Here is a 21,665-nt window from a genome sequence, read left to right on the forward strand (position 1 = left end):
CATTTGCATCATTGCTATGCAAAAACGGCCGTTCAAGTCCTGATCGATGATGACTATTTGAGCATCACCAAAACGAACAACCCATTTGGAGGACTACCATGAACCCGATCCGCGCTTTCCGTAACTGGCGGATGTACACCGAGACCGTGCGCGAGCTGAACCGTCTCAACGCCCGTCAGCTGCACGACCTCGGCATCAACCGCGCCGACATCGAAAAGATCGCCCGCAAGGCCATCTAAAGTAGGGCACGGTCCGCTTAGGCAGACCATGCCGTAGAAGCCAGAGCCGCATCAGACGGATCCCCGTCGCGGTTCCGAGCCCGCTGGACCCAGTCCGGCGGGTTTTGTCGTTCTGGGGGTCGGACAACGAAGCCCGGCCGACCGCGGCCTCAGTTGGCAAAGCCAGCTTGCGCGCAGCCCTTCCGGCGGTCGCGGGTCACGGTTTCTGGCCGACGATATCCAAAAACATTGCGAAGCGGCGACGGAGCGGCTATACAGGCCGCGAATTTCCCATTTTGGTGGCTCTAAACCACCGCCCGCGCGGGAACGCGGGCGAACGAGAAGGATTTTTAAAAATGGCCAATACGCTGCTGATGCCCAAGGCGACTGCCGTCTGGCTGGTCGACAACACCGCGCTTTCCTTCGAGCAGATCGCGCAGTTCTGCGGGCTGCATCCGCTCGAGGTCAAGGCCATCGCCGACGGCGAATCGGCGCAAGGCATCAAGGGCATGGACCCGATCATGACCGGCCAGCTGACCCGCGACGAGATCGCGCGCGCCGAGAAGGACCCGAACCAGCGCCTGAAGCTTTCGGACCCCAAGGTGCGGGTGCCGGAATCCAAGCGCAAGGGCCCGCGCTACACGCCGCTGTCGAAGCGCCAGGACCGGCCGAATGCCATCTTGTGGCTGGTGCGCAACCATCCCGAACTGAAGGACGCGCAGATCTCGCGCCTCGTCGGCACCACCAAGTCGACGATCGAGCAGATCCGCGAGCGCAAGCACTGGAACTCGGCCAATCTGCAGCCGATGGACCCGGTGACGCTGGGCCTCGCCTCGCAGATCGACCTCGACATGGAAGTCAACCGCGCTTCGCGTGGCCGCGAACAGGCGCAGCCGGTCGGCGACACGCTTTTGCCGGCGGCCTTGACCGAGCGGTTGGTGCCGGCTCCGGAGAAGCCGAAGGACGAGGACGCCGAGCTCGACGCCAACGCCGTTTTCGCCAAGCTGTCGGCCCTGAAGTCGAAGAACACGGACCACGACGACGAGTGATATCTGCGACAACCCAACAAAAAGCCCGCTTCGAGCGGGCTTTTTTGTGCGATCCGGCAGTCTCTTTTTGTTTTGACGCAATTCCGAACGGAAAACCGTTCACTCATTTCCTGGAGTTGCTCTAGGTCCGGGCCGCGCGGTCCGGCGCCATGCCGTAATCCTCGCTGCGCTCCACCGCCCGGTAGAAGTCGGCAAGCTGCTTGCCGCGTTCCGGCTTGAAGATACGGCCGGCGATGACCACCGAAGCGATGCGATCGATGCGGAAGGCGCGGAAGTCGTCGCGCATCTCGCACCAGGCGACCAGCGTCCACACCTTGCCCCAGAACCACAGGCCGAGCGGACGGATATCGCGCGCGGTGCCGCGGCCGGCCTCGTCGCTATAGTCGATGGTCAGCACCTGGCGTTTTTCGACCGCGCGCTCGATCAGGTCGATCGCCTCGCGGGCGGCGTCGCTGACCACCCACATCGGCGTGTGGATCTCGGTGCGGGCGATGCGGTCCTTCTCGGCATCCGGCAGCACCGCACCGATCTTGACCAGCGCCTCGTCGGCGGCGCGCGCCATGGCGGCGCCGCCAAAGGCGCGCACCATGCGGGCGCCGGCAACCAGCGCGACGATCTCGTCACGCGTGAACATCAGCGGCGGAAGGTCGAAACCCTCCCGCATCATGTAGCCAACGCCGGCCTCGCCGTCGATCGGCACTCCGGTCGACTGCAGGTCGGCGATATCGCGGTAGATGGTTCGCTCGGAAACCTCGAGCCACGTGCCAAGCTTCTGGGCGGTGACCAGGCGGCCACCGCGCAGATGCTGCACGATCTGGAAGAGCCTGTCGGCGCGGCGCATCGTTTGGTCCCTCGGCGTTGTTTCTATGCATGTCGCCCAAAATCGCAGAACACTTTTGGGGCGGCATGCATCATGGTTTCAGCCCTTCGCGCTTGCGCTGCGCGGCGACGAATGCCGCGCCAAAGGACAGTTTTCTCGTGGTCGGCGTGTTCGCGTCGAGCACGCGCCAGAACGGCGCAATATCGCTCAACGTCATGCCGCGCTCGAGATCCTCGTTGGCGGCCTCGGCAACAGTCCGCAGATGATAGCCGATGGTGACCGGGCATGTCACTTCGGCGCCGTGCTCGATGGCAAGTGCCGTGCGCAGCGCGCAGACATCCATCTCGACGCCTTCCGGAATCGAGCGGATGAAATCATCGACCTGACGAGCGGTCGGCACCAGCATCGGCTGACCCTCGATCACATCGCCCATCGTGCGCGGCGTCGGCTTCACGCCGTTGATGCCAGGCGTATTCAGCCTGTCGTTCCAGCTCTTCACCATTCCGCGCGGCCCCTCCCATAGAAGACTCTCGCCCTGTCAATGTCAGTGCCGGGAATCTCGAACCAGCCCGAGGTTTTTGCAGCAATGGAAGCCATGCGTTTCTCCCGAATAGCGACACCTATTGCACGTCCATCCTGACAGCATACTGTCAGGAGGCTTCAGCATACTCCTTGGCGAACAGCGTCCGCATCTGCGCAAGATCGCTGCTTTTTTCCGGATAGAGCGTCTTCAGAATGGCGAGCGCGAAGGTGCCCGGCGCCGAGCCCGGCGCGGAAACCACAGCGCCGTCGGCAACGGCATGCGGCACGTCCTGATAGTTGCCGTCGCCGGCATAGCCGGCTTCATGACTATTGATCCAATCGCGGCCATTGCTGGTATGCTTGGCCTTCTCGAACAGGCCGGCTCGGGCCAGCGCCAACGTGCCGGCGCAGATACCGCCAACGACGCCGCCGCGCGACGCAACAGCGGTGAGCAGTTCTGCCGCATCCGGTGGCGCCTTGCCTGCCCACTGGTCGGAGCCGATGACGACGATGGCGTCGAGATCGGCATTCTCCCGAGCTTCAGCAGAGCGGTCCGGTGTCAGCCGAAAACCGCTGATCCCGGTCACCGGCTTGCCACCGGGCGTCAGCGATACGGTGCGCGCACCGAACCATTCGACCGTCGATGCCGCCAGCAGCCCATATTCCCAGTCGGCAAAGCCGTCGATGAAAAGAAAGCCGATCTGCTTCTGTTCGGGCATGAGCTCGCTCCATCCCTCGCGCGCCGGAGTTGTTATCTGGGCGTTGGGACGCCCACTTCCAACCGCTGTGTCGAAAAATTCGTCTCAATTGCCGCGGTAGCGACGCTCGGCATACATGTCCGGCCAGCCGATATCCTTGCGAATGTCTGCCGGCAGCGAGTTCATGAACCGCTGGGCGCGGATCTCGTTGCGCATCGTCCGTATCTTGCCGACATAGTGCTGCATGCCGCGTAGAATGGTGGAACCGTTCATAGCTAGTCTCCTCTCTTTAACTGGAGGCAGTATCGCATACCCCTCCTGACAGCAGTCTGTCAGGAGGGTGGCAGGGCCCGGACGATAGTTGCGATCGGTGTTTGTTGCGAGGGAAGCATTGTTTTCGCGGCATCCAAACGTAGCCCGAAAGAAGCTTGCACGGCCGGGATTGTTCACCGTTGGAATACCGGTCGAGTCTTGATTGTTCAGTCCCGAGCGACGGACTGTCAGGATACGCGGTCTTCAGCGACGCGGCCGAAGTTCTGATATGGAGGGAGAAAATTATTCCCCAAAAACAGGGAGACGACCATGAGCCTGCAACTGACAGGAATTCACCATCTGACCGCCATCACAGCCAATGCGCCTGGAAATCTTCATTTCTACACAAGGCTGCTGGGGTTGCGGCTGGTCAAGAAGACGGTGAACCAGGACGACACCTCGGCCTACCACCTCTTCTATGCCGACGGCGAAGCGACACCGGGCACCGATCTTACCTTCTTCGACTGGCCGGTTGGCCATGAGCGGCGGGGCACCCACAGCATCGTGCGGACCAGCCTCAGGGTCGGCAGCCAGGAAAGCCTTGCCTGGTGGAAGCAGCACCTGAGCGGCGAAAACATCGCGACGAGCGAGATCGCCGACATCGGCGGCTACCCCAGCCTGGATTTCGAGGATCCCGAGGGCCAGCGTCTGCGTCTGGTCAGCGATGGCGGCAAGGGCGACAGCCATCCCTGGGCGCAAAGCCCGGTGCCGGCCGAGCACCAGATCCGGGGGCTCGGGCCGATTGTCATCAGCGTTCCCGACATCACCAACACCGAGGCGGTGGTGACGCAGGTGATGAACATGCGCAAGGCCCGTGACTATGCCTCGCCGGAAGGTCAGGTTCACGTCTTCGAAATGGGCGGGGGCGGACCGGCGGCGGAGCTTCATGTCCTGGTGCAGCCGGGACTGGCGCCGGCAAGGCAAGGTGCGGGTGCGGTCCATCACGTCGCCTTCAGGGCGCCGGACCAGGAGACGCTGCATCAATGGACGGCGCGGCTGGCCGAATTCCGGCTGCCATCGAGCGGCGAGGTCGAGCGCTATTACTTCCGTTCGCTCTACTTCCGCGAGCCGAACGGCATCCTGTTCGAGATCGCCACCGATGGGCCGGGGTTCACCGCCGACGAGCCGCTGGAGACACTGGGTGAAAAGCTGGCCCTGCCGCCGTTCCTTGAACCGAAGCGCGCTTCGATCGAGGCCGGCCTCAAGCCGCTGAAGTAGATCGTTTCTCAGTCAAGGCGGGCGCCGCGTTCCGGTTCGGGATCGCGGCGCCATTCTTCTCGGGCAACGACGACGTGCTTTGACAGCCGGCCGAGTTGCTGGTCAAAGGCGGCATGTCGAAACTCCTCGCGCTCGTCATTGTTGGCATCATGGTCATCCAGCTGATCAAGCCGCTCGGCTGGCCGGGGCTGAAGCGGCGCAGCGACTTCTGGAAGCTCGCGCTGCTGGCGATGGCGGCAATTTCCCTAACAGCCGTGCTCGGACACTGGACATAGGCCCGCGCCAGGTAAGCCCAGCCCCGGTTCAACTGGCCAGCACCAGACCGACGAGGTGCTCGGCCCAGGCCCGGTAGCCGGCTTCCGAGGCGTGAAAACCGTCGGAGGCAAAGCCTTCTTCAGGATTTGTGATCGGCAGGCGTGGCGCCGGTACCGCGCCTCGTTCCAGGCAGAGGCGTTCGCCCATACGGTTCATCGCCGTGGCGCGGATCTCCAGGATCTTGCCGAGCAGCGACGGCATGGCCGGTGCCCGCGTAAACTCCAGAACCGGCGACCACACCACTCGCGCTTCCGGCCATTTGGCGCGCAGCGCGTAGAGCAGGCCGCCGAACTCCTTCTTGAAACGCGGCACCGAGTGAAAATTCTTGGTGTCGTTGGTGCCGATGGCGAGCACGATATGAGTCCACGGATCGGCCGACAGATTGGGCAGGACATGGTCGCGGATATGGCCCGACGTTGCCGAATTGAAGCCGGCGGCCCGCCAGCGCACGGCGCGGCCGGTGTTCTGCGCAATCAGCACGGCGAGTTGCGCGGCAAGTCCGTTTTCCGAGTTGCCGATGCCAACCGAAGCGGCCGAGGAATCCCCCAGCACCAGAAGCGAGATCGCCGGCGCGTTGCCCGAGAGATCGTGCATGACCGGACCCTGTGCCGGCAGCATGCGCGTCGTGCGTCGGCGAACGCCAAGGCCTTGCCAGACATAGACCGGGTAGGCGAGCCAGGTGAGAAGGGCGAGAGGGCGCTGCATGCGCATCCTTTAGCGCATGTTGCGCCTGAGGTGAAAGACCGGAGCCGACAAGCTAATCGCAACAGGTCTCCTACTCTCCAGACCGGTCGCCATATTCATCGTGCAGCCGCACCCAGTCCATAAGGCCATGATAGGGGCCGGTTTCGTTGCGGCCCTTCGGCGTCATGTCGAGATAATCATAGGTGCCGATCAGAGTTTCGCCGCCGCGGGCGCGCGACATGAAGGTGAGGAAGATGTCGCCGTTCTCGTCTCGGTAGAAAACGCTGGTGCCGGGAAGCTCCTTCGACGTCCGGGGACTGGTCTCGAAATTGTAAGTGGTATCGCCAGCCGCGATCTGTCTGTCGGTGAAGGAGACCTGCATGTCGAAGTTGAAATCCGAGGCATAGGACGACACCCAGTCGAACTTCCAGCCCATGCGCTGCTTGTAGGGCAGCAATTCGGCCAGGGGCGCCCGCGAGATCACCACCAGCGACACGTCGTGATGCTTGAGGTGCTGGTTGGCGCCGTCGATATGGTCGGCAAGGAACGAGCAGCCCTCGCAATGATGGTTGCATCCCGGCCCGAACATGAAGTGGTAGACGATCAACTGGCTGTTGCCGGCAAACAAGTCCGCCAGTCTTTTCGGCCCTTGCCCGGTCTCGAAGACATAGTCCTTCCGGATCTTCAGCCAGGGCAGTTCACGCCGTTCGGCGGCGATGCGCTCGCGAAGTTTGGTGAGTTGTTTCTCGCGCGCCAGATGCGCCTTGTGCGCCTGGAACCAATCTTCGCGCGAAACGACCTTGTTGCGATGCATGAACCTCTCCCTGTCTGTCATCCCAAGGACGTTCGGGACGGGCGAAAACCGACATCGTCGGCTGTTTGTTGAGCATGATCTTCTTCCGAAACTGGATTCCGGTTTTCGGGGTCACGCTCCAGCGCCGGAGAGGAAGTAGGAATGCAGGCGCGCCGGCCCAAGCCTAGGCAAACCACAAACAAAAAACCCGGGCACAGCGGCCCGGGTTCGAAGGAAGACGGAAAGCCCTGATCAGGCGGCCTGTTCCAGGCTCGCCTTCCATTTCCCAAGTGCGGCCAGATGGTTCATATGGGCGCGATGGGTGAAGGCGGCCTGGCCGGCGGCGACGTTCGAGGCCTTGCCGCTCCAGGCTTTCTGCGGCGCGGCCTGCAGGGCGCGGCCATAGGAGAAGGTCAGCTTCCACGGGTGCGGCCCGATGGCGTTGATGGCGTTGAGGTTCGCGGTCGCTTCCTCGTCCTCCTGGCCGCCGGAGAGGAAGGCGATGCCCGGCACCGCAGCCGGCACGGTCTCGCGGAACAGCTTTATGGTCATTTCCGCGACTTCTTCAGGGCTGCTCACCTTGCCGGATTTCCTGCCGGCCAGCACCATGTTGGGCTTCAGGATGGTCCCCTCCAACACGACGCGTGCCGCATGAAGCTCGTCATAGAGTTTGATCAGCGTCGCCTTCGAGATGGCGTAGCAGGTGTCGATGTCGTGGGCGCCGTCCATCAGCACTTCCGGCTCGACGATCGGCACGATGCCGGCTTCCTGGCAAAGTGCCGCATAGCGGGCGAGCGCATGGGCGTTCGAGCTGATCGAATTGGCCGAAGGCACGCCCTTGCCGGTGTCGATGTCGATCACCGCGCGCCATTTGGCGAAGCGGGCGCCGAGCTTGTAGTAGTCGGCGAGGCGCTCGCGCAGGCCGTCGAGGCCCTCGGTGACGGTGTCGCCGGGAAAACCGGCCAGAGACTTGGCGCCGGCATCGACCTTGATGCCGGGGATGGCGCCGGCCGCCTTGATGATATCGACCAGCGGCGTACCGTCCGCGGCCTTCTGGCGGATCGTCTCGTCGTAGAGGATGACACCGGAAATGTACCGGGTCATTGCCTCCCTGGCGCGGAACATCATCTCGCGGTAGTCGCGGCGGCTGTCGGCAGTCGATTCGACGCCAATGACGTCGAAGCGCTTCTTGATGGTGCCGGAACTTTCGTCGGCGGCCAGCAGGCCCTTGCCATCGGCCACGATCGCGGCGGCAATGTCTTCGAGACGTTCGCTCATTCTGCTTCTCCTGAAACGGTTGTCTTCCGCGCTTAACGGAAGTCTACCGCCAAAGGAATGGCATCGGAAAGCTCGAATCGATTGAAAGTCATGAGAGCCCCGGTTGCCTCTTTAGAGTTGATCGGGTTGTTTGCTTTTTCAGTGCTTCAGCACGTCGACGCCGGGCAGCGGCTTGCCTTCCATCCATTCCAGGAAAGCGCCGCCGGCGGTCGAGACATAGGTGAAGTCGTCGGCGACGCCGGCATGATTGAGTGCCGCCACCGTGTCGCCACCGCCGGCAACCGAAACCAGCTTGCCGGCCTTGGTGCGTGCCGCTGCGTGCTTCGCCGCCGCCACCGTCGCATGGTCGAAGGGCGCGATCTCGAAGGCGCCGAGCGGGCCATTCCAGACGAGCGTCGCGGCGCGGTCGATCCATTCACCAATGGTCGCCACCGTTTTGGCGCCGACATCGAGGATCATGCCGTCGGCCGGCACCTCCGAGATGGCGACGGTCTCGCAGGCCGCACCGACCTTGAATTCCTTCGCGACGACACCGTCGACCGGCAGGATGATGGCGCAGCCGGCCTCGGCCGCTTCGATCATGATCTGCTTGGCGGTGCCCGCGAGATCATGCTCGCACAGCGATTTGCCGACATCGGTGCCGCGCGCGGCGAGGAAGGTGTTGGCCATGCCGCCGCCGATGACCAGCGCGTCGACCTTCTTCACCAGGTTCATCAGCAGGTCGATCTTGGTCGAGACCTTGGCGCCGCCGACGATGGCAACCACCGGACGGACCGGATTTCCCAGACCCTTCTCCAGCGCCTCGAGCTCGGCCTGCATGGTGCGGCCGGCGAAGGCCGGCAACAGACGCGCCAGCCCCTCCGTCGAGGCGTGGGCGCGGTGCGCCGCGGAAAAAGCGTCGTTGACGAAGATGTCGCCACAGGCGGCGAGCCTTTCGGTAAAGGCCGGATCGTTCTTTTCCTCGGCCTTGTAGAAACGGGTGTTTTCGAGCAGCAGCACGTCGCCCTTGTCCATGGCGGCGATGGCGCTTCCCGCCGTGTCGCCGACGCAATCGCTGGCGAAGCCGACGGGACGGCCAAGCACATCGGCGGTCGCCCTGGCGATCGGCTCCAGCGAAAGTTCCGGCGAGGGGCCATCCTTGGGACGGCCGAAATGCGCGAGCAGGATCACCTTGGCGCCCTTGCCAGAGAGCTCGGCGATGGTCGGCGCAATGCGTTCGATGCGGGTGGCGTCTGTGACCTTGCCGTCGGCGACAGGCACGTTGAGGTCGACGCGCACCAGCACGCGCTTGCCGCTGATGTTGCCGATGTCGTCCAGGGTCTTGAAGGCGGCCATGCAGGTTCCTTTCGCGAAAAATCGGGGGACCATACCCCGCGCCGACGATGATGCAAGGCTTAGGCTGGGCTCGCGACGAAATTTTGAAGGCGGGACCAAGGCCGTGCCGGCAGGCGGATTAGGGCAGCACCGCAATCGCCGTGTCAGCTCTCGGTCGCTGCCTTTTCCGCCGCCGGTTTCTCGTCCGCCCGCGCCTCTGCCAATTGCGTCTCGGTCGGTTTGCGCCAGTTGCGGATAAAGGCAGAGAGCCGGTCGCCGATTTCGCCGGCGCTCAGGAAAACCGGCACGCGCGCCACGGGCGCGGTTGGCTCGAAGGAAAGGCCCAGGCCCATGATCTTGCCCTTGTCGTCGACGTCGCGGACGATCAGCTCGATCGGACCGAGCAGCACGCGGTCGGCATATTCGGCATGTCCGCCGAGCCGCGCCGTGACCAGCGCGCCGACGGTGAGCTTTTGTTCCGCTTCGGTCAGGCCGGGCGCATAGGCGGCTTCCAGTTCGGCGGCTGAGCGCGCCGGGTCCACGGCGAAGGCGCCGAAGAAATCCGCATCCTCGGGATCGACCACGGCGCGGCTGGCGAACAGCTTGTCGAGCAGGCGCGGATAGCGATCCGGCACGAAGATATAGACCTGGTCGCCGGCGGCGAGCCTGCCCATGTCCTGGAAGCGCATCGAGCGCCCGTCGCGCAGCACCAGCGAGGGCCGTGCCCAGCGCGGAATGCGCTCGCCGCGCGCCACCGGACTGCCGTGTGCTACGCGATAGGCAAGAAGCTCGTGATGGGCCGAGCCCGGTAGTTCCAGTTCGACCTTGTCCAGCGGGCCGAGCCGCGCCGGCACGATCAGGCCGAGACGGCGCGCCAGCGGCCCGACCGTCCAGCCCTGGATGACCAGCGAGACCAGCACGATGATGAAGGCGGTGTTGAAGATGATACGGCCGTTCTCCAAACCGCCGAGCAGCGGTGTGATGGCGAGCAGGATCGACACCGCGCCACGCAGGCCGACCCAGGAGACGAAGGCGACTTCGGGGCGCGGCAAGCGAAACGGGATCAGGCAGAGCCAGACCGCGATCGGGCGGGCGACAAACATCAGGAACAGGCCGAGCGCTGCCGCCGGCACCATGATCGCCGGAAATTGTGACGGCGTCGCGAACAGGCCGAGGATCAGGAACATGATGATCTGCGCCAGCCACGACATGCCGTCCTGGAAGCGTTTCAGAATGGTGACGGCGCGAATGTCGGAATTACCGGCGATCAGGCCGGCAATATAGACCGCCAAGAAGCCCGAGCCGCCGATGGCGCCGGCGGCGGCAAAGATCATCAGCGACAGGGTCAGCACGAAGATCGGCAGCAGGCCGTGGTCGAGATTGAGCCGGTCGACGAGGCGCACGATGGCGAGGCCTCCAAGCGCGCCGACGACGGCGCCGAGGCCCATGTTGAGGAGAAAGCCGAACGCCAGGCTGGTGAGCAGGACATTGGCTTCGGGGTTGGCATGGGCGGCGATGATTTCGACCAGCGTGATGGTCAGGAAAATGGCGATCGGGTCGTTGGTGCCGGATTCCACCTCGAGCGTGGAGCGCACGCGTTCGCGCAGATTGATCTCGCCGGCGCGCAGCAGGAAGAACACCGCCGCGGCATCGGTGGAGGCGACGGCGGCGCCAAGCAGGAAGGATTCCAGCCAGGTGAGGTCAAGCAGGTAGTGGGCGGCGGCGCCGAACAGGCCGGTGGTCACAAGCACACCGACGGTTGCCAGCGACAGCGCCGGCCCCGCCGCCTGCCGCAAGGCGTTGAGCGGCGTGCCGAAACCGGAATCGAACAGGATGACGGCCAGTGCCAGTGAGCCGGCAAAATAAGCGATGCGGGCGTTGTCGAACTGGATGCCGAGGCCGTCGGTTCCGCTGGCCAATCCAATGCAGAGAAACAGAAGCAGAAGCGGGGCGCCGAAGCGGAAGGCGATCAGGCTCGAAAACGCGGCGGCGACGACGAGTGCAGTGCCGACCAGCGTGACGAGATAGATCGCATGCTCCATCCTGAAATCAGCCCCTCAAATTCGTCTGTCTCCTGGTTTACGGCAGAGTGGGGCGAAGACGTGACCAGTGCAAGGCGGCGGGGTGGTTTTTTGCCCTATGCCGCTGATTTTCGAGCGTTTTGGCGTTCGGGGCACAATTTGAGAAGGCGCATGGCGATCTCATGAAAAACGCCCGGGCAAAGCCGGGCGTTCCAGGTCTCGAAGAGAAAGCGCTGCGATCAGGCGATGGTCTTGCTGAAAGCGACCGCCGTGTCGGCCATGCGGTTGGAAAAGCCCCATTCATTGTCGTACCAGGACAGCACCGAAACGAAGTTGCCGTCCATGACCTTGGTCTGGTCGAGCGCCATGATCGAGGAGCGCGGATCGTGGTTGAAGTCGATCGAGACGTTCGGGTGATGGGTGACGCCGAGAATGCCCTTCAGCTTGCCGTTGGAAGCGGCGATGACCGCGTCGTTGATCTCCTGGACGGTGGTCGGACGCTTGGCGATGAACTTGAAATCGACGACCGAGACGTTCGGGGTTGGCACGCGGATCGAGATGCCGTCGAGCTTGCCCTTGAGGTCGGGCAGGACGAGGCCGATCGCCTTGGCGGCACCGGTCGAGGTCGGGATCTGCGACAAGGCGGCGGCGCGGGCGCGGTAGAGATCCTTGTGCATGGTGTCCAGCGTCGGCTGGTCGCCGGTGTAGGAGTGGATCGTCGTCATCATGCCCTTTTCGATGCCGACCGTCTCGTGCAGCACGGCAGCCAGCGGCGCCAGGCAGTTGGTGGTGCACGACGCATTGGAGATGACGATGTGGTCCTTGGTCAGCTTGTCGTGGTTGATGCCGTAGACGACGGTGAGGTCGGCGCCTTCGGCGGGCGCGGAGACCAGCACGCGCTTGGCGCCGGCGGTCAGGTGCGCGGCGGCCTTGTCGCGGGCGGTGAAGATGCCGGTGCATTCGAGCGCGATGTCGACGCCCAGTTCCTTCCACGGCAGCTGCGTCGGATCCTTGATCGCGGTGACCTTGAACTTTTCCTTGCCGACGGTGATCTGGTCGCCGGAGACCGAGACTTCGTGCGGGAAGCGGCCATGCACGCTGTCGAAGCGCAGGAGATGGGCATTGGTCTCGACCGGGCCGAGGTCGTTGACGGCGACGACGTCGATGTCCTTGCGGCCTGATTCATGGATGGCGCGCAGGATGTTGCGGCCGATGCGGCCGAATCCGTTGATGGCAACTCTGACGGTCATTTTTCTCTCCCGGGGAGCTGGAGGGCAGACGATGGGTCCGCAGCTTCATAGCGGCGGAAGCGGAAAGAATCCAGCCGCAGCGACATGGATTTAAATCGATTAGGTTGGGCCAGTCCGGCGAAATCGCTTTGTGCGGTTTCGCCGGGGCATTTTTGCTTCGGCATGTCGTTGTCCCAAAACCACGATGCGCTTTTGGGCGACATGCAAGGCCTTACTTGCCGTGCAAACGGGCTTCCGCTGCCTTGGCGGCTGCATCGGCGGTGATGCCGAAATGCGGATAGAGCTGTTCGATGGTGCCGCTGGCGCCGAAGCCGGTCATGCCGATGAAGATGCCGTCGGAGCCGATGAGATGATCCCAGCCCTGGCGGATGCCCGCCTCGATCGCCATCTTGATCGGCGCGTTGCCGATCGTCTTCTTGCGGTAGTCGTCGCTCTGCTTGTCGAACAATTCGAAGCAAGGCATCGACACGACGCGGGTCGGATGACCGTGCTTTTCCAGCAACTCGCGGGCGGCAAGCGCGATCTCGACTTCGGAGCCGCTGGCGAAGATCGTCACCGCGGCCTCGCCGCTGGCCGCGGCCAGTTCGTAGCCGCCCTGGCTGCTCAGGTTCTTGGCCGAGAATTCCGTGCGCACCGTCGGCAGGTTCTGGCGGGTCAGCGCCAAGGTCGAAGGCGTCTTTTCCGACTCGAGAGCGATCTGCCAGCATTCGGCGGTTTCCACCGCATCGGCGGGACGGAAGACATTGTGGTTGGGAATGGCGCGCAATGCCGCCAGATGCTCGACCGGCTGGTGGGTTGGCCCGTCTTCGCCCAGACCGATGGAATCGTGGGTCATGACGAAGATCGAACGGATGCCCATCAGCGAGGCCAGCCGCATCGACGGACGGGCATAGTCGGAGAAGCACATGAAGGTGCCGCCGTAGGCGATCAGGCCGCCATGCAGCGTCAGTCCATTGAGTGCGGCAGCCATGCCATGCTCGCGGATGCCGTAGTGGACATAGCGCTGGCCATAGTCGTCCGGCGTGATGTTCTTGGTCTGGCTGGTCTTGGTGTTGTTGGAGCCGGTCAGGTCGGCGGAGCCGCCGATGGTCTCGGGCACTGCGCCGTTGATGACCTCCAGCGCCATCTCGGACGATTTGCGGGTGGCGACCTTCGGCTTGTCGGCCGCGAGTTTCTTCTTGTAGTCGGCAATGACGGCGTCGAAGTTGGACGGCAGCTTGCCGGCGATGCGGCGTTCGAACTCAGCCTTCAGCTTGGTTTCGGCCTTGGCGAGGCGGCCTTCCCAGTCGGTGCGTGCCTTAACCCCGGCCTGGCCGGCGGTGTGCCAGGCGTCGAGGATGTCGGCCGGAATCTCGAAGGGCGGCGAATCCCAGTTGAAGAACTTCCGCGCGCCGGCAATCTCGTCGGCGCCGAGCGGCGAGCCGTGCGCCTTGTTGGTGCCGGCCTTGGTCGGCGCGCCGAAGCCGATGGTCGTCTTGCAGGCGATCATCGTCGGCTTGTCGGAATGGCGGGCGGCTTCGATGGCATAGGCGATCGCTTCCGGATCCGTGCCGTCGATGTGGCTGGCGTTCCAGCCGGAAGCCTGGAAGCGGGCAACCTGGTCGGTGTTGTCGGCGAGCGACACCGGGCCATCGATCGAGATGTTGTTGTTGTCCCAGAAGACAATCAGCTTGTTGAGCTTGAGGTGCCCGGCAAGCGCGATGGCCTCCTGGCTGACGCCTTCCATCAGGCAGCCGTCGCCGGCCAGCACATAGGTGTAGTGATTGACGAGGTCGTTGCCGAAGGCGGCGTTCATGATGCGCTCGCCGAGCGCGAAGCCGACCGAATTGGCGAGACCCTGGCCGAGCGGGCCGGTCGTCGTCTCGATGCCGGTGGCGTGACCGTATTCAGGGTGGCCGGCGGTCTTCGAGCCCAACTGGCGGAAATGCTTGATCTGGTCGATGGTCATGTCTTCGTAGCCGGTCAGATGCAGCAGCGAATAGAGCAGCATCGAGCCGTGACCGGCCGACAGGATGAAGCGGTCGCGGTCGGGCCAGTGCGGGGCCTTGGGATCATATTTCAGGAAGCGTGTGAACAGCACCGTGGCGATGTCGGCGCAGCCCATGGGCAGGCCGGGATGGCCGGACTGAGCCTTCTCGACGGCGTCCATGGAGAGAAAACGGATCGCATTGGCCATCCGGTCATGTTGTTCACGCGACGTCATGGTTCCTCCAGAAATGGGGGTTTGGGGGCTGGGGAGAGCCCTGGAAGAGGGTGCGCGACACATAGCAGGCGCGGGCTTTTAGTCAACAAATCGGTGCGTATTTGCCGGCGTTGTGATGCCGGCGGCGGGCCTACATTAGCGTTAGCAGGGGACAGTCGCGAGAGCTTTGTTGACGTTGCCTTCACCCGGTGCCTAATGTTTCGCGGATAACGCGTTCTGAACGCGAACGATTCGGTGATGGGCAGGGCACAGGACGAAGGCCATGACCGGGGAAACCACTCTCAAGGAAGTCATCTCCAGGCTGGGTAAGGCCATCGAGGGGCTGGAAAATGCCGTCGCGGCCAAGCTCGAGCATGAACGCGATTACTCGGAAGCCGAGGCCGAGGTGCAGCGGATGAATGCCGATAGATCCCGGCTGGCGCAAGAACTCGACAATTCCGAAGCGCGCGCCGAAAGGCTGGAAGACGCCAACAAGGAAGTGTCGCGACGGCTGGTGACCGCCATGGAAACCATCCGGGCTGTGTTGGACAGATAGGGCTGGACAGGTAGGCTCATGGCACAAGTCACGGTTTCCATCGACGGCAAGCAGTATCGGATGGCCTGCGACGAAGGCCAGGAAGAGCATCTGATCGATCTTGCCGAACGCTTCGACCGCTATGTCTTGCATCTGAAGGACTCATTTGGCGAGATCGGCGACCAGCGGCTGACCGTCATGGCCGGCATCATGGTGATGGACGAGCTCTCGGAGTTGCAGAAGCGTGTCAAGGGCATGGAAAGCGAAGTGCTGACCTTGCGCAAGACGCGCGACGATGCGCTGACCAAGGCCGACAAGAACGACAGCGTGCTGACCAATGCGCTTGGTGCGCTGGCGCAGCGCATGGAAGATCTGGCTGAGACGCTGGCGGTCAACAAGGCCTGAGGCGGCACGGAGCCTTCCTGCCCACACCACACGTGGCTCGTGGCTCGCACGCGCTGGCGTTGCCGTCGGCAGCACAAAAATGCTCGTTCTGCCGCCGACAAGAGTTTCATATTATCTCGCCGCCACGATTTTTGCGCTAAGATGCAGCAATGCCGGAGCGTGGGGACGCCTTGATGGCGGCATGGTTTGCCGCCTGCTGCCCTCTCTGCTGGCAGGATTTGTTTCAGGGGAGATGTGTCATGAGCCTTCGTATCAACGACATCGCGCCGGACTTCACCGCCGAGACCACGCAAGGGACGATCAAGTTCCATGAATGGATCGGTGACGGCTGGGCGATCCTATTCAGCCACCCGAAGAATTTCACCCCGGTCTGCACGACCGAGCTTGGCACGATGGCCGGGCTGGAAGGCGAGTTCAAGAAGCGCAATGTCAAGATCATCGGCATCTCGGTCGATCCGGTCGAAAGCCATGGCAAATGGCAGGACGACATCAAGACGGCGACCGGCCATTCGGTGAAGTATCCGCTGATCGGCGACAGGGACCTCAAGGTCGCCAAGCTTTACGACATGCTGCCGGGCGGCGCCGGCGAGACGTCGGAGGGCCGCACGCCCGCCGACAACGCCACGGTGCGCTCGGTCTATGTCATCGGACCGGACAAGAAGATCAAGCTGGTGCTCACCTACCCAATGACCACGGGCCGAAACTTCGACGAGATCCTGCGCGCGGTCGATTCCATGCAGCTGACCGCCAAACACCAGGTGGCGACGCCGGCGAACTGGAAGCAGGGGGAGGATGTCATCATCACCGCCGCCGTTTCCAACGAGGATGCAATCAAGCGTTTCGGCGCCTACGAGACCATCCTGCCCTATCTCAGGAAGACCAAGCAGCCATCCGCTTGACCACTTCGGAACAGTTTTTGGCTTTCTCGCCGCAGCGAGCGAAATGATACTTGACTGGGTTACGCGAGGGGGCAACCATGCTCCCCTTGGGTGCCGGTGGAGAAAATCATTCCTGCCGACCAAAGCGCGTCGCTTCTGAATGGATTCAGATGGCGCGCCCAGGTCTGAGTTGTCATGCATGTCGTTCTCGCAAAGCCGGGGCCACTTTTGAGCGACATGCATCAAGGGTTGGGGGGCTGAAATTGGACCTAGCTTTGGCCAGGCCGCAGGTCAGCGGCTTCTATGACAAGCCGACCGGGGCCATCCAATATGTCGTCGCCGACCCGGCGACGAAACGATGCGCCATCATCGATCCGATCCTCGACTTCGACGAGAGGTCGGGCGTCACGGCGACGAAGAGCGCCGATGCCCTGCTCGACTTCGTCAGCGAGCAGGGGCTGGGCGTCGAGTGGATTCTCGATACCCATCCGCATGCCGACCATTTCTCGGCGGCACACTATCTGAAGCTTAAGACCGGCGCGCCCACGGCGATCGGCGAGAGGATCGTCGACGTCCAGAAACTGTGGAAGGCGATCTACAACTGGCCGGATTTTCCCGCCGACGGTTCGCAGTGGGACAGACTGTTCGGGGAAGGCGAGACCTTCCGGATCGGCACCCTTCCGGTCACGGTGCTGTTCTCCCCCGGGCACACGCTGGCCTCGATCACCTATGTGATCGGCGATGCCGCCTTCATCCACGATACGCTGTTCGTGCCAGACAGCGGCACCGCGAGGGCGGACTTTCCCGGCGGCAGTGCGGCGCGGCTGTGGCACTCGATCCAGGACATCCTGGCGTTGCCGGACGAGACGCGGGTTTTCGTCGGCCATGACTATCAGCCCGGTGGACGAGAGCCGTTGTGGGAAAGCACGGTTGCGATGCAGAAGGCCAGCAATATCCATCTTGTTGCCGCTCGCACCGAGGCTGATTTCGTCGCCCTGCGTGAAGCCCGCGACAGGACACTGCCGATGCCGAGGCTGATCCTGCATGCGCTGCAGGTCAACATGAATGGCGGACGGCTGCCCGACCCGGAAGCCAATGGCCGGCGGTATCTGAAATTTCCGCTGGACTCACTTTGACCTGACGGCGCCAGACAGCAGTACAAAAAAGGCGGCGTCAGTTTCCTGACGCCGCCTTTTTATTTCGTTGCCGAAGTTGGCTTTACGCCGCCGGCTGTGCCTCGATGGTGCGCAGCGCCTGGGTCTGGCGCTTGGCGGCGGCCTTGACCGCGTCCTGCACCTTCTCGAAGGCGCGCACCTCGATCTGGCGCACGCGCTCGCGGCTGATGTCGAACTCGGCCGACAGCTCTTCCAGGGTCAGCGGCTCCTCGGCGAGGCGACGAGCCTCGAAGATGCGCCGCTCGCGCTCGTTAAGCACGGCAAGAGCGCCCGACAGCATGCCGCGCCGGTTTTCCAGCTCGTCCTGCTCGATCAGCATCTCTTCCTGGCTTTCATGGTCGTCGACCAGCCAGTCCTGCCATTCGCCGGATTCACCTTCGCTTGCCCGGATCGGGGCGTTGAGCGAGGCGTCGCCCGACAGGCGGCGGTTCATCGACACCACTTCGGCCTCGGAAACGTTCAGCCTTGTGGCGATCTCGGCGATCTGGTCGGGCTTGAGATCGCCGTCGTCCAGCGCCTGGATCTTGCCCTTCACCTTGCGCAGGTTGAAGAACAGGCGCTTCTGGTTGGCGGTCGTGCCCATCTTGACCAGGCTCCACGAGCGCAGGATGTACTCCTGGATCGAGGCCTTGATCCACCACATGGCGTAGGTCGCGAGGCGGAAGCCGCGCTCCGGTTCGAATTTCTTGACGGCCTGCATCAGGCCGACATTGCCTTCCGAGATCACCTCGCCGATCGGCAGGCCGTAGCCGCGATAGCCCATGGCGATCTTGGCGACGAGCCGAAGGTGGCTGGTGACGAGCTTGTGTGCAGCGGAGGTGTCTTCATGCTCGGCATATCGCTTGGCGAGCATGTACTCTTCCTGCGGCTGCAGCATGGGAAAGCGACGGATTTCTTCCAGGTAGCGGCTGAGGCCGCCTTCGCCGGAAACGATACTGGGTAGTGACTGGGCCATGATAGCGCCCCCTCTCTATTGGAGTGATGCCCCCGAAACGCGGCGGGCATGTGACGCGAGCACCAAAAGGCTCGCCCGCGACACCAGATATATACAGGAACAAAACCAGAAAAGACAGGCGTTTGTTCAACACGAAACAGTGTGTCACGCTGAAGTGAACAATGCCAGTCAGGTTTTTTGATGGCTAGCTTGAAGCTTGTTGGTGACCGGTTCAGAGCTTGCGAAAGCCGCCGACGAGTTCCTCCATGTCCCTCGGTATCGGCGCCTCGAACCTCATCGTTAAATGGGTAGTCGGGTGGCTAAACGCAAGGAGCCAGGCATGCAAAGCCTGCCGGGAAAATGCCTTGACCTGGCTTTTCAGCGGTTCGGGCAGCCGGTTGGCCTTGGTGCGGAAGGCCTGGCCATAGTCGGGGTCGCCAATCACCGGATGGCCGATATGCGCCATGTGGACCCGGATCTGGTGGGTGCGGCCGGTCTCGAGCCGGCATTCGACCAGGCTGGCCGTGGCGAACTCCTGCTGATCGACGCCGAAGCGCTCCCGCACGGTAAAGTGGGTGACGGCATGGCGGGCGTCGTCGCGTCCTTCCGGCACCACGGCGCGGCGCACGCGGTCGGCGGCGCGGCCGAGCGGCGCGTCGACCGTGCCCGTCGGCCGCTGCGGTATGCCCCAGACCAAAGCCAGATAGGCGCGTTCGAGATCGCCGGTCAGGCCGTGATCGGCGAACGCTTCGGACAGCGATTTGTGGGCGCGATCGGTCTTGGCGACCACCATGACGCCGCTGGTCTCCTTGTCGAGGCGGTGGACGATGCCCGGACGGCGCACGCCGCCGATGCCGGAAAGGCTGTCGCCGCAATGATGGATCAGCGCGTTGACCAGCGTGCCGGTCCAATTGCCGGCGCCGGGATGCACGACCAGGCCGGCCGGCTTGTTGATGACGATCAGTTCGTCATCCTCATAGAGCACGTCGAGCGCGATGTTCTCGCCTTGTGGCTCCGCCGGTTCCGGCTCCGGCATGGCGACCGAGACGCTCTCGCCCGGCGTCATCTTGCGTTTGGTCTCGTCGACCGGCTTGCCGTCGACCCTGACCGCGCCCTGCCTGATCAGCATCTGCACGCGGCTGCGCGACATGTCCGGGCCGAGGCTCGCCGCCAGCCACTGGTCGAGGCGCTGACCGGCCGCATCCGCGCCCGCCACCAGCACGGTGGGCGGCGCCGCTATGAATTGGTCCTCTATCAATTCAGGGGCCTCTTCGCTATGAGCGCTCATTGAAAAACCGTTCCGGACTATTTGCCATGGCCAGCCCAATTGCCGAGGAAGATCAGGAGAAACCGCTCGACCCCGAGGTCGAAAAGGTGCGCAGGAAACTCGTCCGATTCGTCGGGATCAATCTCGGCCTGCTGTTCCTTGCCCTTATGGTGGTGATCGGCGCCCTTGTCTACAAAGCCCGCAACGCGCCACCGGCGAACCCGCCGCTGGCCGGTGACATCCAGGCGCCGGCCGGCGAGCCGGTCAGCGGCGACATCGTGCTGCCGGTCGGGGCCAAGGTGGTCAGCCAGTCGCTGTCCGGCAACCGCGTGTCCATCGACGCCGAGCTCACCGACGGCAGCCGCACGATCTTCATCTACGATATCACAGAGCGCCGGATGATCGGCCGTTTTGCAATTCGCAACAGATGAGCGGGCCGCGACAAAAGAGCGGTCGGCAACAAATGAGCAGGCGTCAGCGATGACCGAGTTCGCCGAACATCGTCGCGTCGCGACCGTCGCCCTGGTCGTCGCCAATTATGACGAGGCGATTGCCTGGTATGTCGAGCGGCTGGGTTTCCTGCTGGTCGAGGATGTCGATCTCGGTGGTGGCAAGCGCTGGGTCACGGTCGCGCCGGCCGAAGGGCAGGGCGCGAAACTGCTGCTGGCCGAGGCTTCCGATGAGGCACAAAGGAAAAGCATCGGCAACCAGACCGGCGGCCGTGTCTTCCTGTTCCTCGAAACCGAGGACTTTGCCCGCGACCATGCGGCGATGCTGGAGAAGGGTGTCGAATTCCGCGAAGCGCCACGCTTCGAGCCCTATGGCACGGTGGCGGTTTTCGCCGATCTGCATGGCAATCTCTGGGACCTGATCGAGCCGAAACGGTAGGCTGTTGGCCGGCTTTTCCTCGATATGACAAAGCCGGCGAAGCCCAGTTGCTTTTTCCCAGCCGTCAGCCTATATCGCCGGTTCTTGAACGCGCCCATCGTCTAGCGGTCAGGACACCGCCCTCTCACGGCGGGAACAGGGGTTCGATTCCCCTTGGGCGTACCACTCTCTCCACCAATCATCCGCTCTCTCTGCATTCGTCGCTTCTGGCGCAGCGGGGCCGATTGCATTAGCATTACGGCTTGGATCCTGAGGCACGGCTCGAGCGGCGCGCAGAACGCCGGGGATCCAGACCGGCAGTTGATGCCGTGCGGGGAGGAAGGCCAATGCAGAAACTGCAATCGCAGGGCGTGCATCACATCACGCTGGTCGGCGCCGGGCGCCAGACCTCGATCGATTTCTGGGAAGGCGTGCTCGGCATGCCGTTCATCTTCGAGCAGCCCAACCTCGACAAGGCAAAAGAGAGCCACCTCTACTTCGATCCGGGCGACGGCCGGCTGATCACCATCTTCACCGACGAGAACCGCACGCCCGAGAAGCGGCGCACGCCGACCGATCCGGGTTGCGTCCACCACATCGCTTTTTCGGTGTCGCGCGTCACCTTCCTGCAGGCGGTTGGCCGGCTCGACGAGCGCGGCATCAAGCACAGCGGCGTCAAGGATCGCGGCTTCATGGATTCGATTTATTTCGAGGATCCGCTCGGCCTGCTGATCGAACTCGCCTCCTACCGCTTCGAGCCGCCGGCGGGGTTCACCCATGCCGATGTGTTGATGGAAGCGCACAGGCTGCGTGTCGCGCGCGGCGACTACAACATTGCGGAAGTGCATCTCGCCGATGCGATCCAGGCGCTCGTCGAGCGTTCGCGCGCAACCTTGTCGGACGATCGGGCGCCGAAGAACCCATACTGAA

At 63.3% G+C, this 21,665-nt stretch carries 25 protein-coding genes and 1 tRNA gene; 12 read left to right on the plus strand and 14 right to left on the minus strand.

The genetic code is table 11. The features are described from left to right. The first annotated feature begins 98 nt into the window (after positions 1–98). Entirely contained in the window at positions 99–239 is a 141-nt protein-coding gene (locus tag HNQ71_RS25935) for a DUF1127 domain-containing protein (protein ID WP_184875754.1), read from the plus strand. A 335-nt stretch (positions 240–574) separates the two neighbouring features. Then, complete coding sequence (locus HNQ71_RS25940) at positions 575–1,267, plus strand: DUF1013 domain-containing protein (RefSeq protein WP_184875756.1); 693 nt, start codon at positions 575–577, stop codon at positions 1,265–1,267. A 121-nt stretch (positions 1,268–1,388) separates the two neighbouring features. On the opposite strand, the gene HNQ71_RS25945 is transcribed toward HNQ71_RS25940, so the two are convergent. From HNQ71_RS25945 to HNQ71_RS25960, 4 genes are all read right to left on the minus strand, one after another. Further along, positions 1,389–2,108, minus strand: a complete 720-nt coding sequence (locus tag HNQ71_RS25945) for a helix-turn-helix transcriptional regulator (protein ID WP_091578656.1) — start codon at positions 2,106–2,108, stop codon at positions 1,389–1,391. Positions 2,109–2,178: 70 nt separating this feature from the next. Then, positions 2,179–2,589, minus strand: a complete 411-nt coding sequence (locus HNQ71_RS25950) for a hypothetical protein (protein WP_184875758.1) — start codon at positions 2,587–2,589, stop codon at positions 2,179–2,181. Positions 2,590–2,737: 148 nt separating this feature from the next. Then, on the minus strand, positions 2,738–3,328 hold the full coding sequence (locus HNQ71_RS25955) for a DJ-1/PfpI family protein (RefSeq protein ID WP_184875760.1): 591 nt from the start codon (positions 3,326–3,328) through the stop codon (positions 2,738–2,740). An 84-nt stretch (positions 3,329–3,412) separates the two neighbouring features. Beyond that, entirely contained in the window at positions 3,413–3,580 is a 168-nt protein-coding gene (locus tag HNQ71_RS25960) for a hypothetical protein (protein WP_184875762.1), read from the minus strand. A 309-nt stretch (positions 3,581–3,889) separates the two neighbouring features. Here HNQ71_RS25960 and HNQ71_RS25965 point away from each other — a divergent pair, with 309 nt between their 5' ends. Together HNQ71_RS25965 and HNQ71_RS25970 are read left to right on the plus strand one after the other, a co-directional pair. Continuing rightward, positions 3,890–4,837, plus strand: a complete 948-nt coding sequence (locus HNQ71_RS25965) for a ring-cleaving dioxygenase (protein WP_184875764.1) — start codon at positions 3,890–3,892, stop codon at positions 4,835–4,837. Between the two features lie 113 nt (positions 4,838–4,950). Next, the gene (locus HNQ71_RS25970) at positions 4,951–5,112 is read left to right on the plus strand and encodes a hypothetical protein (RefSeq protein WP_184875766.1); all 162 of its coding nucleotides are present in this window, start codon (positions 4,951–4,953) and stop codon (positions 5,110–5,112) included. A 28-nt stretch (positions 5,113–5,140) separates the two neighbouring features. Here HNQ71_RS25970 and HNQ71_RS25975 read toward each other — a convergent pair whose 3' ends face one another. The 8 genes from HNQ71_RS25975 to tkt all read right to left on the minus strand — a co-directional run bounded on the left by HNQ71_RS25975 (position 5,141) and on the right by tkt (position 14,695). Continuing rightward, positions 5,141–5,857 carry an SGNH/GDSL hydrolase family protein gene (locus tag HNQ71_RS25975; protein WP_184875768.1) on the minus strand — a complete coding sequence of 239 codons (717 nt, stop codon included), beginning with the start codon at positions 5,855–5,857 and terminating at the stop codon, positions 5,141–5,143. A 70-nt stretch (positions 5,858–5,927) separates the two neighbouring features. Then, positions 5,928–6,650, minus strand: coding sequence for a DUF899 domain-containing protein (locus HNQ71_RS25980; protein ID WP_184875770.1), 723 nt, complete (start codon positions 6,648–6,650; stop codon positions 5,928–5,930). Between the two features lie 231 nt (positions 6,651–6,881). Next, the gene (locus tag HNQ71_RS25985) at positions 6,882–7,907 is read right to left on the minus strand and encodes a class I fructose-bisphosphate aldolase (RefSeq protein ID WP_184875772.1); all 1,026 of its coding nucleotides are present in this window, start codon (positions 7,905–7,907) and stop codon (positions 6,882–6,884) included. Between the two features lie 138 nt (positions 7,908–8,045). Next, positions 8,046–9,242 carry a phosphoglycerate kinase gene (locus HNQ71_RS25990; protein ID WP_184875774.1) on the minus strand — a complete coding sequence of 399 codons (1,197 nt, stop codon included), beginning with the start codon at positions 9,240–9,242 and terminating at the stop codon, positions 8,046–8,048. A 143-nt stretch (positions 9,243–9,385) separates the two neighbouring features. Beyond that, positions 9,386–11,263: a potassium/proton antiporter gene (locus HNQ71_RS25995; RefSeq protein WP_184875776.1), complete on the minus strand. Its 1,878-nt coding sequence runs from the start codon at positions 11,261–11,263 to the stop codon at positions 9,386–9,388. A gap of 218 nt (positions 11,264–11,481) precedes the next feature. Further along, positions 11,482–12,492 carry a type I glyceraldehyde-3-phosphate dehydrogenase gene (gene gap / locus HNQ71_RS26000; RefSeq protein WP_095089351.1) on the minus strand — a complete coding sequence of 337 codons (1,011 nt, stop codon included), beginning with the start codon at positions 12,490–12,492 and terminating at the stop codon, positions 11,482–11,484. Then, entirely contained in the window at positions 12,489–12,656 is a 168-nt protein-coding gene (locus HNQ71_RS26005; RefSeq protein WP_184875778.1) for a hypothetical protein, read from the minus strand. The genes gap and HNQ71_RS26005 overlap by 4 nt, the downstream gene beginning before the upstream one ends. A 47-nt stretch (positions 12,657–12,703) precedes the next feature. Further along, positions 12,704–14,695, minus strand: a complete 1,992-nt coding sequence (gene tkt, locus HNQ71_RS26010) for a transketolase (RefSeq protein ID WP_184875780.1) — start codon at positions 14,693–14,695, stop codon at positions 12,704–12,706. Positions 14,696–14,957: 262 nt separating this feature from the next. On the opposite strand from tkt, the gene HNQ71_RS26015 reads away from it, so the two are divergent. The 4 genes from HNQ71_RS26015 (at position 14,958) to HNQ71_RS26030 (ending at position 17,628) form a co-directional block, all read left to right on the plus strand. Further along, positions 14,958–15,230 carry a DUF4164 domain-containing protein gene (locus HNQ71_RS26015; protein ID WP_095089347.1) on the plus strand — a complete coding sequence of 91 codons (273 nt, stop codon included), beginning with the start codon at positions 14,958–14,960 and terminating at the stop codon, positions 15,228–15,230. Between the two features lie 18 nt (positions 15,231–15,248). Next, positions 15,249–15,614, plus strand: a complete 366-nt coding sequence (locus HNQ71_RS26020; protein ID WP_184875783.1) for a cell division protein ZapA — start codon at positions 15,249–15,251, stop codon at positions 15,612–15,614. Positions 15,615–15,853: 239 nt separating this feature from the next. Then, positions 15,854–16,513: a peroxiredoxin gene (locus HNQ71_RS26025; RefSeq protein ID WP_184875785.1), complete on the plus strand. Its 660-nt coding sequence runs from the start codon at positions 15,854–15,856 to the stop codon at positions 16,511–16,513. A 242-nt stretch (positions 16,514–16,755) separates the two neighbouring features. Beyond that, positions 16,756–17,628, plus strand: coding sequence for an MBL fold metallo-hydrolase (locus HNQ71_RS26030; RefSeq protein ID WP_246462136.1), 873 nt, complete (start codon positions 16,756–16,758; stop codon positions 17,626–17,628). Between the two features lie 82 nt (positions 17,629–17,710). Here HNQ71_RS26030 and rpoH read toward each other — a convergent pair whose 3' ends face one another. Next, positions 17,711–18,622 carry an RNA polymerase sigma factor RpoH gene (gene rpoH / locus HNQ71_RS26035; protein ID WP_184875790.1) on the minus strand — a complete coding sequence of 304 codons (912 nt, stop codon included), beginning with the start codon at positions 18,620–18,622 and terminating at the stop codon, positions 17,711–17,713. 211 nt (positions 18,623–18,833) lie between these two features. Then, positions 18,834–19,889, minus strand: coding sequence for an RluA family pseudouridine synthase (locus tag HNQ71_RS26040; protein WP_184875792.1), 1,056 nt, complete (start codon positions 19,887–19,889; stop codon positions 18,834–18,836). A 26-nt stretch (positions 19,890–19,915) separates the two neighbouring features. Here HNQ71_RS26040 and HNQ71_RS26045 point away from each other — a divergent pair, with 26 nt between their 5' ends. The 4 genes from HNQ71_RS26045 to HNQ71_RS26060 all read left to right on the plus strand — a co-directional run bounded on the left by HNQ71_RS26045 (position 19,916) and on the right by HNQ71_RS26060 (position 21,664). Further along, positions 19,916–20,299 carry a fimbrial protein gene (locus HNQ71_RS26045; protein ID WP_184875794.1) on the plus strand — a complete coding sequence of 128 codons (384 nt, stop codon included), beginning with the start codon at positions 19,916–19,918 and terminating at the stop codon, positions 20,297–20,299. 49 nt (positions 20,300–20,348) lie between these two features. Continuing rightward, positions 20,349–20,756, plus strand: a complete 408-nt coding sequence (locus HNQ71_RS26050; protein ID WP_184875796.1) for a VOC family protein — start codon at positions 20,349–20,351, stop codon at positions 20,754–20,756. 90 nt (positions 20,757–20,846) lie between these two features. Next, positions 20,847–20,921, plus strand: a tRNA-Glu gene (locus HNQ71_RS26055). Positions 20,922–21,082: 161 nt separating this feature from the next. Further along, on the plus strand, positions 21,083–21,664 hold the full coding sequence (locus HNQ71_RS26060) for a VOC family protein (RefSeq protein ID WP_184875798.1): 582 nt from the start codon (positions 21,083–21,085) through the stop codon (positions 21,662–21,664). Position 21,665: the final 1 nt, after the last annotated feature.

It is taken from the genome of Mesorhizobium sangaii (genome assembly GCF_014207355.1).
GTDB classification, from domain to species: Bacteria; Pseudomonadota; Alphaproteobacteria; order Rhizobiales; family Rhizobiaceae; genus Mesorhizobium; species Mesorhizobium sangaii.

Excerpts from the sequence above, each read along its gene's own strand:
- HNQ71_RS25935 (WP_184875754.1), top strand. The coding sequence starts at position 99 with ATGAACCCGATCCGCGCTTTCCGTAACTGGCGGATGTACACCGAGACC.
- HNQ71_RS25940 (WP_184875756.1), top strand. The coding sequence starts at position 575 with ATGGCCAATACGCTGCTGATGCCCAAGGCGACTGCCGTCTGGCTGGTC.
- HNQ71_RS25945 (WP_091578656.1), bottom strand. The coding sequence starts at position 2,108 with ATGCGCCGCGCCGACAGGCTCTTCCAGATCGTGCAGCATCTGCGCGGT.
- HNQ71_RS25950 (WP_184875758.1), bottom strand. The coding sequence starts at position 2,589 with ATGGTGAAGAGCTGGAACGACAGGCTGAATACGCCTGGCATCAACGGC.
- HNQ71_RS25955 (WP_184875760.1), bottom strand. The coding sequence starts at position 3,328 with ATGCCCGAACAGAAGCAGATCGGCTTTCTTTTCATCGACGGCTTTGCC.
- HNQ71_RS25960 (WP_184875762.1), bottom strand. The coding sequence starts at position 3,580 with ATGAACGGTTCCACCATTCTACGCGGCATGCAGCACTATGTCGGCAAG.
- HNQ71_RS25965 (WP_184875764.1), top strand. The coding sequence starts at position 3,890 with ATGAGCCTGCAACTGACAGGAATTCACCATCTGACCGCCATCACAGCC.
- HNQ71_RS25970 (WP_184875766.1), top strand. The coding sequence starts at position 4,951 with ATGTCGAAACTCCTCGCGCTCGTCATTGTTGGCATCATGGTCATCCAG.
- HNQ71_RS25975 (WP_184875768.1), bottom strand. The coding sequence starts at position 5,857 with ATGCAGCGCCCTCTCGCCCTTCTCACCTGGCTCGCCTACCCGGTCTAT.
- HNQ71_RS25980 (WP_184875770.1), bottom strand. The coding sequence starts at position 6,650 with ATGCATCGCAACAAGGTCGTTTCGCGCGAAGATTGGTTCCAGGCGCAC.
- HNQ71_RS25985 (WP_184875772.1), bottom strand. The coding sequence starts at position 7,907 with ATGAGCGAACGTCTCGAAGACATTGCCGCCGCGATCGTGGCCGATGGC.
- HNQ71_RS25990 (WP_184875774.1), bottom strand. The coding sequence starts at position 9,242 with ATGGCCGCCTTCAAGACCCTGGACGACATCGGCAACATCAGCGGCAAG.
- HNQ71_RS25995 (WP_184875776.1), bottom strand. The coding sequence starts at position 11,263 with ATGGAGCATGCGATCTATCTCGTCACGCTGGTCGGCACTGCACTCGTC.
- gap (WP_095089351.1), bottom strand. The coding sequence starts at position 12,492 with ATGACCGTCAGAGTTGCCATCAACGGATTCGGCCGCATCGGCCGCAAC.
- HNQ71_RS26005 (WP_184875778.1), bottom strand. The coding sequence starts at position 12,656 with ATGCCGAAGCAAAAATGCCCCGGCGAAACCGCACAAAGCGATTTCGCC.
- tkt (WP_184875780.1), bottom strand. The coding sequence starts at position 14,695 with ATGACGTCGCGTGAACAACATGACCGGATGGCCAATGCGATCCGTTTT.
- HNQ71_RS26015 (WP_095089347.1), top strand. The coding sequence starts at position 14,958 with ATGACCGGGGAAACCACTCTCAAGGAAGTCATCTCCAGGCTGGGTAAG.
- HNQ71_RS26020 (WP_184875783.1), top strand. The coding sequence starts at position 15,249 with ATGGCACAAGTCACGGTTTCCATCGACGGCAAGCAGTATCGGATGGCC.
- HNQ71_RS26025 (WP_184875785.1), top strand. The coding sequence starts at position 15,854 with ATGAGCCTTCGTATCAACGACATCGCGCCGGACTTCACCGCCGAGACC.
- rpoH (WP_184875790.1), bottom strand. The coding sequence starts at position 18,622 with ATGGCCCAGTCACTACCCAGTATCGTTTCCGGCGAAGGCGGCCTCAGC.
- HNQ71_RS26040 (WP_184875792.1), bottom strand. The coding sequence starts at position 19,889 with ATGAGCGCTCATAGCGAAGAGGCCCCTGAATTGATAGAGGACCAATTC.
- HNQ71_RS26045 (WP_184875794.1), top strand. The coding sequence starts at position 19,916 with ATGGCCAGCCCAATTGCCGAGGAAGATCAGGAGAAACCGCTCGACCCC.
- HNQ71_RS26050 (WP_184875796.1), top strand. The coding sequence starts at position 20,349 with ATGACCGAGTTCGCCGAACATCGTCGCGTCGCGACCGTCGCCCTGGTC.
- HNQ71_RS26060 (WP_184875798.1), top strand. The coding sequence starts at position 21,083 with ATGCAGAAACTGCAATCGCAGGGCGTGCATCACATCACGCTGGTCGGC.